This is a genomic window from Chitinophaga sp. 30R24 (genome assembly GCF_049056765.1).
Classification (GTDB): Bacteria; Bacteroidota; Bacteroidia; order Chitinophagales; family Chitinophagaceae; genus Chitinophaga.
The window spans coordinates 1-15,322 of record NZ_JBJGXX010000005.1; the positions used below are offsets into that span (position 1 = coordinate 1).

Below are 15,322 nucleotides of genomic sequence, written 5' to 3' on the forward strand. Positions count from 1 at the left end.
TACAAACCGCTAATAACTGCGCCTTCACCTCTGCAAATTCTGCTTCGCTATAATGGCAAGGGGCCAGCTGTTGCATCCACGTAGATACGTAGTTGTTACAATTAGCCTCGTAAGAACGCTGCAGGACACTTTGGGCAGAGTCCAGCCCTTGTTGCTTGCTATTCAGGTTACCTATATAACCATAACCACTCCGCTGGATGACGTTGCCCACATTATCAAAGTAAGACACTTTATCCGCTTGCTGCAATGCAGCCACACTCACATTACCTCCAGCTATGGAACAACTCGTGTTATTGATCTGCCTATTGATATAATCTCTTTTCAGGTTAAGGTACCTTTCCCTGAAACTCCGCCAGATCATGTTAAGGTCGCCCGCGCACATCGTTGTTTCATTAAAAATATTTCCGGCGGCTACGAAGGTGTTCACGCAACTATTATCATCCCCACAAAGTGCGGTGACGGCGCTTACCGCGTAAATAGACCAACCTGTGGCAGGATCATGCTGCATCAGGGGTTCTATATAAGACCTGTAGCCAGCACTTGCTAATATCAACGGATCGGGCGTTAATGCCGCCCCATAAGGGGCAAAAATGCCTCCCTGACCTCCGGTGGGATTAATAAATCCGCCGGCTTTGGCGGCGGCATAGGTATCTATAGTACTGAATGCGGTATCCCATTGCTGGCTGGCCTTATACTTTTCATATTCCAACAGCTTACAATATTCAGGGTGTAAAGGCAACAACGCATCGCCCCACGATGGCTCAAACTTAGCGGTGAACTGTTGCGGCTGTAAAGATTGCGGCCTAACTAACCGGGAAGTGATTTCATCGTAAACCATAGCCGGTAGGCCGTTGCCATCCAGGTATACAAGGTTGGTATCTTTATAAGGGGCATTCTCCTGCTTATCATCCGTTCCGGTATAAAAAATACCATAACGGTCATCATCATGATCAGGGTTCGCATATTGACCAGAAGGGGGAATCATATCCAGCAGCATGGTATGGCGCAGATGATCAGACTCCGTTGACTGCTGGCACAACCCACTGCACGCATCCATCGCAGTGGTATAGGCTGCACTGATCTGCCCACGGTAAGGAACAGAATCAGCGGCCGCAAATCCTATATGCTGTAAATAGCTGGCGGCAAAAGCATTGTAGCTACCTATGCTTGCCAGACACGATGCACAGGTGGGCTGGCATGCTGTTACCGGCAACAGAGCCCGCTGCTGCTCTATGATCTCATCCAGGGAAGTGCATATGCTGCCAGCCAGGTAAACACGGTCCCGGTAGGCTATTAACGCCTCTTCATTAATTTTCAGCGATTTGATGATCTCATAATTACCCTTCTTTAACGCTAAGGAGAAATGCAGCGTAATAGGAGCTGGCGCACTACAATCCGAAATAATATCGCCCGCATTATAATTACTGATGGTTTTAATCACTGGGCTGCCTCCCAGCCGCTGGTTAAAAACATCATCGGTAACCTTTATCTCCAAGTCGAATCTACCTATATAACAAACATCATTGCCATTACAATCCTTTTTCTTTAGTACCGGCGGCACCAGGGTATAATCAAAATCATATTGCCCATCCATTTCCACTAACTGCGATTTGTGGCTGCTCAGCAACAGGTCGCCAGATGTGGTTTTATTAGTGCCGCTAAGGGTATCCGTTACTGTTACCACCACATTGGAAGCCAGCCCTTTCAGATTTACATTGTCAGGCGTTCCTGCCAGCGCAGTAGCTACTGTACGGCCGTGCATATCGAGATAGGTTACACTGTACTGCCCATTGGCATCCTGCACCATATTCTTGAAATAATGCGACTCCTCACCAGCCGCTGTGCCAAACAACGCATCCAACTCTTTCTGCGAAGCGCTCCCATAGGTATACCTGGTTTCATGGCCGCTATTGATCACATGATCTGGCCCTACCCCGCTTTGACGGCTGATACGGCCGGTATTATCAGGCGTATATACCGTTTCTGTAAAAGGAAAACCTTGCGCATCCGGCAAATACTGGTCACGCCCGTCATTTGCCTGCTCATTGCTGGCAGAGTAATACCTGGCCGCACCACTGCCCGTACCCATCGGTTGGGCTGATGCCTGAAGATAGTGCGCAGGCAGGTCAAGGCTATCGTACTGGCTTACATCATAAGCGTCGTTGATGCCAGTATTGAAGTTTTTCGTATATGCTATGATGTTACTCAGCGTAGGGGCTGGTAATACCTGTATAACAGGCCTGCCTTGCTGGTCGTACATCGTTTCCGCTACCAACGTAGTACCTGTTGTATTATCCTTGGTAACTGTCTGCCGGTTATGCAGGCTCCCATCAAAATATTGCACTACTACCTTACGCTTACCTTCTTCTGCAAAGCTGATATTGGATTGCCAGTTCAGCATATGCTCATGCCCGCCAAAATCAAAGGAGGCCACATTATTGCTCCAATCTGTCTCTTTTCGTATATACCCCGCCGTTGACTGTACCGCTCTTACCCGGGCATACAACACCCCCACATTGTCAAATATCAACGGGATAGCATATTCGTTATTAGCCGTACTTACCCGCGTGGCATTATGCTTAAATAACAGGTCCGGGTTAACCGGACTGCCATACCGCTGATTAGCCAGCGCACTGGAATCGATATAGGTCCACTCCAGGTCGTATTCATCCGCCCCTTTTACAGCAGGCCAGCGAACGGTAATTTCATCTGCGGTAGCTTCATCAAAACGGATAGACGTAACCGCGTCATTCACAGGGTCCAGCTTCACAACTGGTTTGATATTCATTTCATTCTCTAACACCAACGCACCTATTACACCAAGATTGCTACATGTAAGGCTTAACAGCTCAACGGTGACCTCATGCGCATTACTGAACACAACGCCGCTACGGCTATGGTAAGTAGTAGTGGTATCGTAGTTGATCGTCAAGGTGTCTTCCACCGAGTGCTGCGACAGATCTGGAAGCCTATAGGTAATCTTCACATTGGCGGTGGCAGTGAAAGGACCGCCTAAATACACGGGGCTGTACTCGTTCAGTTTAAAGGTAACCGCATTTTTTACCGGATAAGCATCTTCCAGCTTATTCCTTAACGAGGCATCAAAATAAACGCTGTCCTGCACTGTAATGGCAGCATGGGCTAACAGCTCTCCTTTACTGCCATCCAGCACTCTTTTAATGGTAATACCATTCTGGGAGGCTGCTGTGAAGGGTATGGCAAGCAATAGGAGAAATAAGATATTTCTAAGTATGGGATACATAATTATATATTCGGGGTTCCAACAAATACTTCATATTCTTCATAACCAATAGCGGGTAACAAGGTATCAGCCTTTCTGGTGAAGAACTGATTTTCATCAAACACCGTGGGATCAACAATGCCTTTCTTATAATGATCGAAGGAGGCCTTCACTAAAGCATAAGGCTCATAGACAACACCGGATGGGCTATTCTGCTCACTTAACAGGCTGCTTTTTACCAGGTACTCGAATTCATACACTAAGAAAGACTTGCTGTCCATTTTTATTTCCAGGTATTTATACGCAGCAGCAGGGAAAGCAAACCGTATGATAGTAGTATCTCCATGCTGCTTAATACTACAAGATTGTACTCCCGCCTGCTTAATGGAAGTAGTCATCATCTCCAACGGAGAAATACTTACCGTATCCATTTGCCGGAATTTAGACAGATGAATTAACTTATCGTCTTTAAATACTATAATGGTATATCTTGGATTCCTGACAATCAGGGAACTTCCAAGCTCCATACGTTCATTTCCAGGCGATACCTGCATACTTCCATTTAATGAGTCCAAAAGTATATTGGGCTGATGCTCATTGGCAAAAGTATAATGGAGATCGAACGACAAACTGTTATGCTTTAAAGCTTGCCCGGCCTTTGCCAGTAAGGCCGCTGCTTGCACCATATTATCAGATGATTGCGCTTGCAAACAATTAACGGCCAGCAACAAAAAAATGCAGGCAATAATATTTTTCATGTATTTCATATGATCAATCTTATTCTTTAATAAGCGCGCTTCTTGTTTCGCTGATTGTTTTTATACCACGTTCCGTTTCTTTTTTCACCCTTATTAAGGTTCCGTCATCGTCGTACTCATAGAAGGTAGCATAATTGTTCTCATCCAATTCCCCCATCAGCCGCAACAATACCGGATCATAGGCAAACGATTTCATGTTGGCATTATAGGGATGTATACGTATATCATCGAAATACACATCTGTACTACCTGTAGCATTCAACGTAAGTGTAAGTGTAGTAGCATTAGCCGGAATATCTACCACCTGCTCAATACGCTGCCAGCCTTCTATGATATTACCTGAAGGCAAAGCGGTGATATTACTGGTGCCTGTTTTGATAGAAACATTACAATGCGTAAAGCTGTTACAAGCGCAATACTGCGCCTCTTTCACCCATAAACCTACTACCATGCGCTTGCCCTGGAAGGGGGAAAAAGAAGGCAGGATTACTTTATTATCTGCCCGTATAGCCTTTAGTGATACATCGGAAACATAACAGTTAACAGTACCTGTTTGTATGTTGAAGTCGAAGTTATCCGGATCATCTGCTACTACAGTAGCCCCTACTGCAGCACTTCCTCCAGCGGCTATACGAATGGCATATTTACCGGTATGTGATACTGTGCTGTCCAGGTTTTTCTTGTAAGGAGAATAATCAAAACTCCTCACTTGCACACACGCAGTATCCACGTTAACGCCAAAGTCATAATCTTCAAACCCTTCATACATAGATTCCCGGTAACGGGCATTTTGTATTACTGCTACCGGCAAGGCGTGGTCATATCCATATAATCCGGCATTATAGCGGCCTAATGGGTCTTTATTCTCTACTTCAAACCCCTTTTCATTAAAAAGGGTCGACTGCGCATTCCATACCCAGATACTAGTGTCATAAACAGGTTGCAGCGTACTATCTGCCTGCCGGTTCCAAAAAGGAATAAAGGATGCGAATGTTCCTTCCTTACGTATATCCGTTTCATTTATACGCGCATCCGATTCTGTTCTGGCACCGTAGTAAGTAAACGTGCGGGAAGGATGCCAGTTGCCTGCAATACCAAGGCTGTATGGATTTACAGCAGTATCTAATACCGCACTATAGCAGGTACCGGAAGTATCTGGCCGCATGGCAAAGGAAGTGGTAGCTCCCTTTGCCCCTTGCTGCAGCACACCTAATATGATGAATGAAATGATTAAAACCTTATTCATAAGAATGATCTGTTACTGTTGTTTAATGATGTAAACGCTATTAGGCGCCAGGAAATAGCTGTAGCGAATCATTTCGCTTTGAAAAGGCGCCTGCAGAAGCAATACGGCGGAAGTACCATTTACAGTATAACTTTTGCTGGAAACAGACACGCTATCCTGCTTTATCAGCTCCTGTTGTATATTCAGGGCAATAGACAAATTATTGACCACCTTAGGAATAGTACACGCGGCATCTTCATAAAAGCTCACCACCACATCAGCCAACTCATTGATGGAATCATTTCCCATTTCCCTGTTTACCTGGTTTACTTTGGTGAGTTTAGCAAATAGATTATAAGTGTTGCCCGAATCCGGCATTTGTTTGTTTGCTTCACCTGTGCCTACCACATGAATGTTAAGTGTATCCTTACCTGTTTTTAAAGCATAAGTAACTTTAGATATATCTTTCTGAACGCTACTATTACTTGTTAGGGAAGCGCTCCGGCCTTCATTAGGATAAGTACAAAGACCATGTTCATTTGCATAAGCCTGTCCTTCAATCAACAAATGCTCGTGGGCTAATGCGTCTGCTGCCTCCTGGCTCACCCTAGATGAGTAGGTTTCAGCTGGCACTATGTATCTGAATGCTCTTGCTGGCTCTCCGGGATAAGGACAGTCGTTCTTCATAAAAATACCGGTATCGGCCTTATTATAAAACATATCGCACTTCACTTGCTGATCTGCAAGATATTGCCCGTCGTAATCAAGATAATTAGCTGCCTGATCGTTTGGCATCCGCGGGTCTACCACCGATTTAAATTTGCCAGCTTCCACTGTTACGGATACTGTTTGCGGTTTACCACCACACATTACTGTGTAATCGCGGGTTAGCGCATCATTGCGGAAGGTATCAACAATTACTCCCGGCACTCTTCTGTCTGGTACTTTCCAGAATTGCTTGTATTCTGTAACATTAGCATTAACAATGCGGGAATTATCATTCAATACAAAACTGTAATTATCACCACTCCTTACAAGCGGATTCTTAAGCATCGTAATACTACCGGCAGTAGCCCCGATGTTCCTTCTTCCGGAACGGACGATCTTCAGCGAAATATCATTGCCTGTGAGTGGAGAACCATCCTGGTTAATGAAATAAATATCCGGCTTACCGCCTTTAAGCATATTGGCGTCTACCACCCATACTTTAAAGGATATGGGCCAATGTGCGATAGCCGGGTCGCAATCTGTTCCGGCTACCTTACGCTTTGCAAATACCAACAATTCATCACCGCTATAGAAATAATCTTCTGTGTTACCACTTAATCCCGCAACAATACGACCTTCTTTGATATCTATATGATCCAGCACTACGCCCACATTTTTATAGGCGCCAGCCATACCCTCATATACCCAGCCAACAGGATACATAAAATTAAATACAGTGTCATTATACTCATTCTGTACAGACGTAAGCACCGGCTCTCCTGTTTCAGTATCAAACAACAGATTATGCGTAACTACTTTACTACCTTTATCAATCGCCACCACACTATCCAATACGCCATGCCTGTTAATCACTTTGGTAATAGCTATAGAATGGAATACATTCTCCTCCCGCTGTGGGAATGGAATCATCGATAGTATATCAAAAGGCGTTATAGCTACTGTAAAGAAAATTGAGTTGGCATTATAATTCGTACTATTAGACACGTGGCGTTCTTCTCTCATATCCATCATCAACTCTACATCTTTTCCAATAAGACTCTCGCTGATAACTCCTTTGGGTGAAATCGTTAAGACCGTATTATTCAAATGCTTTTCAGGGACCTGCTGGTTATCTACCTTATAAAAATTCTCCGTATAGGCAATCCAGTGGTCGGGGTCACTCTCTGCGTAAGATGCTTGCGACCGGATCCTACCATTCATATCATTCAACTCTATTTTAAATCCCTGCGATATTGCCAGGAAATGCCTGACGTTAATCTTCAATATGCTCTCCAACGGGCTTTTAAACCGCTTCCTCGTATCTCCGTTTATAGCAGTGCGCGCTGTGATGGTCGGAAAATCTTTGGTGGTATAAAAACAGGTTTCGTCGTATCCATTTACAGAGCGGTTCTTCGTTGCATTGATCGTTCTCACTCTTACTTTACTGTAACCTACAGAAGGTGAAGGAAAAAATGCTTCTCCCAATGGTTCTTCTGTATAGCCCAGGGTAACTGGCGCCAATATGCTCACCTGGTCTGTATATTCAACAGGCAAACGCCACGGGTTCTCTTCTCCACCTAATGTGGGTTCGTAAGAAGCTACCCCGCTGCTGATATTTAGTGTATCTCCATTCACCACCTTGGTAGTAATATAGCTGTATTCCTTACCGTACACGGCTGCACGCTGTCCAGTCATCTTATTCCAATAATCATAAGTAATCAGGCTTTTTACTCGCAATCCTCCTCCATATTTTTTATAGAAAGGATTATCCAATCTCACTACAGAGCGGGAAGTATCAATCGTTTGTGCCCATCCCCTGGGCCGCGCATTATTTTCAAAAGAATTAAGGGTATTTATAACGTTGCTGACCTGCGTCCATAACAATTGGGCAACTACCTGTAAATCCAGCGTGCCTCCTACATCCGATCCGGGATAAGCCTTGGAAGGCAGGTTTAGTCTTAAAAACTGGAGTGCGGCTTTTACCATCGGACTGATTTCCTCTCCTGGCCTCGCTTCTTTGTCGATCCCAGACAATTTTACCCAGATAGTTTTACCATTATTAAAGAAACCATAACCACCCTGGGAAGCTATATTTGCATAACCAGGCACATACTCACTACCACTACCGTATATGTCTGATGGCATTTTCACAAAAATTTTGAAATAAAGCTTGCTCACTCCTTCCAGGTAACGGGTATACACCTCCTGAACAGATTTTACCGGGTAAGGCACATTAATTGCCACATACATATAATCCCTGTCCAAAATGTTATCATACATCCGGTTGGATAAATCCTGTAAGCTGGAAGGTATTCTTGGACTAAATCCGGCTATCTTACACATCTGCATAGCGCGTTTATTTTGCACATAAGCATAATCATCGCTTTCATAATTCACCTTTAAACGGCCGCCGGAAGGGAGTACAATAGAATCCAATGTCCATGCAGCCACATTAGCGGCTGCTACCGCACTATCCTGTAACGCATAAGGATAATCGAAGTTGGTGATTAGATTATTACTGCCTGAACCAGGATTTTGGGTAGGATCTTTATAGCTGCCCCAACGATCATACTTATTGGTAGCATAAGCAGGGTTAAGTTTATTATAGTTAAATATGTATGCATTCTTTTTTCCCTTATCGTTACCATTATAACTAAACCATATCCGGTGTAGGGTTAGTTTTCCCAGGTTATCGGGGTTTCCCGCATCCGGGCAAATCTCATATCCATACTCAAAATGCACCGTTTTAATGGGTATAGCGTTCTTCCCATGTTTCAGGAAATCTGCTTTGGTATAAAGGTCTATCTGTTTAAGACACTTTCCCCCACCATCACTTTTCACCCCATTGCTATCAATCTGCAAAAGATCTTTGCGAGAATCAAGGGTAAATAAAGCCAGCATGTTTTTAGACTCAATAGCATTCAAATACCACAATTCCTTTGTACCGGATATATAACTGCCTTTATCATCCCGGTTATCTGTTTTAAAACCTTCATTATAGGTGGCATCTTGATTATAAGGCGCTCTCCACATATAGGGGTTCCGGATACCTGCCGTTTTAGTATAATTAAAGCGGATGGCATTCCCCTGGTCATCGTCCGAAATACCATCTCCTGTGAGATCTACGTAATCGGGAGAAAGAATACCGGTTAACAGGAAAGAATGCGCATACGCCGGCATATATTCTGCACTATAATAATGATCGTTCCCATTACTGTTATTGAATCCATCATCCACCCCAGGCACATAATGTACCAGTCCATCTACCGGATTAGCCTTCTCATGATCCACTGAAAACGTGGTTTCTTTTTGTTGCAGGTTATATACCGGTATACCATATACGTACTTCCTTCCGTCGCTGTTAAGCACATCTATCTCAGAAATATGGTCTGCCTTACGGAAAGAATTGATCCGTTTTTCCCGGCTAACAATTGTATCTGGCAAAACGAGAAAGCTATCTACATCTTTTCTCGTAAAGAAAAAATTTGGAGGAATTACCTGATAGTTTGGATTAGTACCTAAAGCATCTGAATGCCATTTCATCTGTAAAGAGGCATCTCCCTTATTGTTATAATAATTCACCCAGATATCATACAACTTGCCTCCTTCCAGGTTCACATTAAAATAACCTTGCTTCTTACTTACACTCATATCCGATATCATCAACTCGTTATTCATATAAAGCTCATATCCATCATCGGCAGCAAAGCCAAATGAATAAATCCCGGATTGCGGCACCTTTAACTTGCCATCATAAGAAGCGCAGAAATGCACATCCAGTGGATGTTCATTACTCTTACGGTTTACGTTGAAAGAATCTTTATTGGCAAAATTGATAGCGCGTACTCCTCTGCTGTACAACACAGGTTTAAAATTATCATTATAATAAGTAGCCTTCAATCCGTCGCCATCTCCATAATACTCATCTACAAAAGCCTTGGTGCTTTTATTCACCGTAAACTGATTCAACTTGTAGTTTTCAATATATTTAGATAAACCCACTTCACTGGCTTCACTGGCAGTCAGGTACGTAATAGATTGTGTCCTTTTCTCACGGGCGGGCTTCACTACATTATTGCTATTAAGTATAATATCAGGCTGAGGTTTGGCGCCCCGGTAAGGCGTAATCCGGTTAAGTGTGAAGATAGAAGCAGTATTACCGGGTTGATATAGTCCTGCAGCTACTACATCATCGCCACCCATTGCATCATAAAAAGTGCTGGAATTAATCGTTTTCTCGCCCGGGTTTCTAAAGTAAGCCGCTTCAAACAAACCATCCGACTTCCTAAAACCAACTACTGCTGATAAAGGATTATCATATTGCCATAAGGCAGATCGTGTAACAGCCCTAACATAGTCAAGATCTGCCCCTCCATGTATAACATTTCCCAGACCAATATCCCCGCTTATTTTGGTAGACTCATCCCGGGTAGTCATTTGGTGATCATATACATAGCCAATATCATTACGATAAGCCCTGAAACTGCCGCCCGTACCTTCTCCGGAAATAGAAAATACATCATAGGTATAGGCAGGAATAGCAATATGAGGAATAGGAAGTTTTTCCCGGTAAGGAATTTCTTTTTCCCGGTTAAAATCCAATAATGCATCCAGGTTATTATTCGCCGACTGGTAATTCAAGTAGCCAAAAGCCGGTAAGCTGAGTCGCTTATCGTTATCCGCTATATATTGTTCTGCTTTATATCCACTTAAGAAAAAGTTAGGATGCACAATAGTAATAACCGTACCCACCTTAATACTAAGGGTGGTCATTTTATTAGTATAAGGGATATTAATAGTAGGTGTATAGGCAGGATAAGCAAAGGAAATGTCCGCATTTCCTTTAGCTATTTTTTTGCCTATTATTTTGCCATCCTTGTCTTTCTTACCATTTTTATCAAAGTTAATAAGATCGGCAGAAAGCTGTAATGATTTCAAACCAGACCGGGAATTATAAGAAGAGCCCATTGAAACGCTACCGCTCAATCCTCCCTTTTCTTCTGCATGTTTCGTTGGAAAAGCATAGCTAATGGTAGGGTCGATCGTCAGGCCTTCCTGGGAACTATTAGCCAATGATAAACCCATTGTCAACTTTCCGGAACCATTGTCTCCACAAACAAGACTTGCATTGATCGAATTTTGTAGCCCCCACCCCCTATAAGTATTTTTAAATATGCTGGTGCTTCCACCCATCTTCAAAGGGGAACCTTCAATTTCTACGTCGCCGCCGCCAGTAACGCCTACTGTTTCATTAGGCTTAATGGTTAGCTCCTTTGTAATGGAATCTTTTCCATTAAAATCATCAGGAATACCACGCAGGTTCCTGGTGATGCTTCCGGGATTAATATTCCAGCCCAATCCTACCCAGCTGGCTTCCTGATCCATGCTAACACCGCTGTTGTAGCCAATGGTTACCGGGTATCCACCCACATCCAGTAAAGGAATGCTATAGCTAAAATCCCCACTGAATAAGTCCACCATATTATCGTCATTGGCAGAATGAAAAGACTGTGTTTCCGGTTGGGAAGGACCGCCTATGTCTGCATGGGCCGCTTTATTGACCACCGGAGGTAACAAAGCGGGTTTGCCAGGAATAGAAGGAGGCACAAGGGCATGCACGGCGGATAGGTCTGCTGCTACCCGATGTGCAGTTATATGCCGGATATCAACTGCCCGTATTACAGGGATTGCTGCCGACAAGTGTATAGGTACTACTATTTCAAGATACATAACAGCCAGCATGCCGCCTGCTATTATTCTCTTTACTCTCGCTACTAAAGCCAGTATCATGTATAAATTTTTTATAGGTAAGGGCCGATGGGATATTGTTTACAGAGAATCGTTATATATGAATTTCATCTCCCAGGTTTCAGCGCGGTTGTTATACAACCGGAATACATATAGCTTACCGCCAGATAACCGGTTGCCATTGTCTAACGACACCGACATCATATTGGTACCTGGCTGCAAGGCTACATTCCCATGCCGGATAACATGGTTATTATCTTCCAACGCCAGGATCTCATATTTTGCTTTCACATCTCCGGCATCATTCACATAACTGCACTTAACAGTATTGCCGCAATTAATAACCTGGCTATCGTTCCTTTTGAGGGCCACATAAGCGGTCAGATCATCGTGCAATACATTGGCAGGCCGCTTCATCCGGAACGTCCAGGTATTGGTTTGGGCTGCATACTGACGGCCATTATTGGCGGTGACCATCCAGGCATAGGTAATACCTGTATCTAATGCAGGCGCTCCAGCAGGATAGTTCATGAAAGGCTGACGCAAAGAAGACACCCGGTATACCGGAATATTGATTTGTACGGCTTCTTCTGCCGATTGGTTTTCTTCCATTGTTACCAGTACCAGGTCGTAATTAAGGTCCGAAAAAAGGTTCATGGGGGCGGGCGGTATCCAGGTAAACTGTGGCAAAGGTGCTTCCAGCAATGCCTTATTAGCGGGCATATTCAACTGAGGCGGACTTACTGGCTCCACTATAAAATTCAGGCAATCTTCCGCCACCGGATGATCTGATTTATCACCAGACACTACTACACTATAACAAACCGTGTACTTGCCCGGGGGCAGCAATGCATACTCCCTGCGGTCTGCTACCGGAGAAAGGTATTCGTAAGACACCGGGCCCAGATCCTTCAACTGTAGCTGCTTTGCGCCTGCTGTAAGTTGAATGGCACGCGAAACACCCGTTAATACCGGCTGACCGCTAACGGCATCGGTTAAACGTAACATCACAGTAGCCATCAACGGCGTAGGAGAAGAGTTGGTTAAAATCATGTTCCACAACTGCGACTGTTGCAATATACCGGCTGGCGGTACTTGCGCAGACATTACCACCTGCGCAGATAATTTCATAGATAAAAGGAGGCTTAACAATAGCACTCCTGCTGGGGATTTGATTCGTTTCATATTACTTAAAATATCCTGGTATAGGTTAATCTTCCTGTATTATTAGACACCAACTGTTTACCGGCGCCTGGTAAATAACTTTTATCTACCCGTAAGGCAATCTCTCCCAGCCTGGGTATATTGATCCTGGAATTGCCGCCATAGCCCCACTGTTGAATATTATATACCGTTTGGCGATTGTATTTCAATGCCCCGCCTATTTCAAACCAGTGCAATGCTTTCCAGCTAACCTCCCCGGTAAGGCTATAAAGCGAATACGCTTGTGTAAGCGCAGCACTTCCCTGGCCGGATAAGGTGAATTTATTCAGAAACACTGTTTGCCCGGCCAGTATGTTCCGGCTGTTGAAATACACAAAAGCGGTATCTGCCTGCCGGTTATAAAATTGGGAATACGTAAGCATACTATTCATCATGATGCCATGATATTTATACGTATGAGTAGCCGTTCCCGTTATCATATAAAATAACTGTTCGGTATAATGGGTATCGTCTAGCTTTACCAACTGGGAAGAAGGCTGATAACCCAGGCTGACCACGGGCCATCGCGGAATACGTATTGTTATCTGCAAACTTTTAAATACGGTATTGCTTTCATAATTAGACGGCATGTAAAAAGTAGCGTAATCATTCTTACGGATGGCTGCCGCTACCATCAACTGCTGATGGAAAAATGGTTGCTCTACCTGTATACTCCAGGCTATCTGCCTCGATCCGGTAGTATAAAAGCTGAAGGATTGAAAATCGCTACCCATCCATTTATACATACTACTGATACGTGTACCCATAGGGTTAACCAGGGTACTAAACGAAGCCGTATACGCTTCATTGGTATGACCGGAAAAGTTGAGCATGCTGTTCAGATTAGTTTCACCGTGCACCTTCCTGATATTATAAGGCAAAGATGATTTAGCCGCTTCACCTATCAGGTAAGTATGGGCGCCCAGCTTCCACTGCGTTTCTACCGCTACGCCCATTAAATGATTATCTACCGCTCGCCCACTATCAGGGGTGGTTGCGTTACTTCCGTATAACTGCTTTTTACCGGTATAATAGGTCAGGTAAACGTGATTGCCCTCCTTCATTCCTACCCCTCCGCGAACCAGGCTGATATACTGGGGCAACCGCTGTTCTTTTACAATAAAATTGCGGAACTGGTAATCCACCACCCCACTGGCAAAAGCCAGGTAATAAGAAGGGTTATACTCTATTTGTATACCGGTAATACTGATGCTCTTCGCTGTTAGTTCTGAGTAATCCGCTATTGTTCTTCCTATACCCAAACTACGTATAGCCAACATCGTTCGGAAGCCTTTAGGCAGTATGCTATCTGGCAGATTCATCTTATCCAGCGCATCAGATAATTCCTGGTTATTGCGGCTATGTTGTAATATATCCAACAGGTTGGCTTTTTGCTTGCCTGCTTTCAGCTCCAGCAACTGATAACGTTTATCCGTTACATGGAGCAGCTGTTGTATGGAATCCACTACTTTTTTATTATCATCCACTGCTACTAACATAGATTGATACAGGGAATCTCCGTTATACTTTTCAGGATACATTCCTGCCAAAGTATCCAACTTCATTCTCAGATCCCTTTCCCTGGCCTCTATCAGCCGCTGGATATAAGAAGGGGTGTTGAATATGCCTCTCAGGCTATCTAAACGCTTATTCAGACATGATACATACTCCTTCAGGGAATCCAGTTCTTTTTGTTGTTTTAATTTACCGACTATCCAATTCCTTGCATTCAATAACAACTGGTTTTTAAAGTCGCGGTTATTATAAAAAAGGCGCACCCCTGTAAGGTTACGGAACAAGGAAGAATTCCCTTGCTGTGTGCTGAAAGATAACCTCAACGGATATTGGTTCCGGATGGTAATGGCAAGGTTGGTCTGCACCGTATGCTGGTGAATGTCCTTTTCTGTATAAGGCGTATCGATATTTGACTGGTAATAAAAATCATACATCACATTGCCATGAACAGATAAAAATGGTACCTGTGAAGGCGGCTGCACGAAAGGCAGCTTCCTGGTAAAAACGCGTACAGCGGTGATATCCGACGAGTCTGGCCTGCCGTATAGTACCACAGGTATTCCTACCAGAGACTTACAACCGCTGTGCACAAAAAAATGGCCGGTATCAATAACGTTTCTGTCGCCCATGGACAAACGCTGGCCAGTTGCAGTTATACCTGCAAAAAGGGTCACAATTAACAATACAATATGTACTCTCACGGAAAATACAATTACAATGGTCTAACGAAACAATTCACAAATACAACGGAATTACTACGTATGCATATACTTGAGGATTACAACATAATATTTCATATTCAAAAGGTATAATGGGTATTGTTATAAAGGGTAACAACGAACATACACTTACTCATTCAAATTGGCTAACACACAATACAAAAGTATATTTTTTTCGAACAAGTCAAAATTATTTTAAAATTAT

Annotated in this window: 6 protein-coding genes; all 6 read right to left on the reverse strand. The window is 43.7% G+C overall.

Annotated features, from left to right (window positions below):
* Positions 1 to 3,262: hypothetical protein (locus tag ACDQ55_RS13280; RefSeq protein ID WP_420981883.1), on the reverse strand; the 3,262-nt coding region annotated here is incomplete at its 3' end.
* 2 nt (positions 3,263 to 3,264) lie between these two features.
* Positions 3,265 to 4,008 (reverse strand): hypothetical protein, encoded by a 744-nt coding sequence (locus ACDQ55_RS13285; RefSeq protein WP_420981884.1) that lies wholly within the window; start codon positions 4,006 to 4,008, stop codon positions 3,265 to 3,267.
* Between the two features lie 10 nt (positions 4,009 to 4,018).
* A complete protein-coding gene (locus ACDQ55_RS13290) occupies positions 4,019 to 5,245 on the reverse strand; it encodes a hypothetical protein (protein WP_420981885.1) in 1,227 nt (408 codons plus the stop codon).
* Positions 5,246 to 5,257: 12 nt separating this feature from the next.
* The gene (locus ACDQ55_RS13295) at positions 5,258 to 11,722 is read right to left on the reverse strand and encodes a DUF5977 domain-containing protein (RefSeq protein ID WP_420981886.1); all 6,465 of its coding nucleotides are present in this window, start codon (positions 11,720 to 11,722) and stop codon (positions 5,258 to 5,260) included.
* Between the two features lie 39 nt (positions 11,723 to 11,761).
* Positions 11,762 to 12,865, reverse strand: coding sequence for a hypothetical protein (locus ACDQ55_RS13300; RefSeq protein ID WP_420981887.1), 1,104 nt, complete (start codon positions 12,863 to 12,865; stop codon positions 11,762 to 11,764).
* 5 nt (positions 12,866 to 12,870) lie between these two features.
* Positions 12,871 to 15,099 carry a hypothetical protein gene (locus ACDQ55_RS13305; RefSeq protein ID WP_420981888.1) on the reverse strand — a complete coding sequence of 743 codons (2,229 nt, stop codon included), beginning with the start codon at positions 15,097 to 15,099 and terminating at the stop codon, positions 12,871 to 12,873.
* Positions 15,100 to 15,322 lie beyond the last annotated feature (223 nt).

Coding starts and splice junctions, on each gene's coding strand:
- ACDQ55_RS13295 (WP_420981886.1), bottom strand. CDS start 11,722: ATGATACTGGCTTTAGTAGCGAGAGTAAAGAGAATAATAGCAGGCGGC.
- ACDQ55_RS13285 (WP_420981884.1), bottom strand. CDS start 4,008: ATGAAATACATGAAAAATATTATTGCCTGCATTTTTTTGTTGCTGGCC.
- ACDQ55_RS13300 (WP_420981887.1), bottom strand. CDS start 12,865: ATGAAACGAATCAAATCCCCAGCAGGAGTGCTATTGTTAAGCCTCCTT.
- ACDQ55_RS13290 (WP_420981885.1), bottom strand. CDS start 5,245: ATGAATAAGGTTTTAATCATTTCATTCATCATATTAGGTGTGCTGCAG.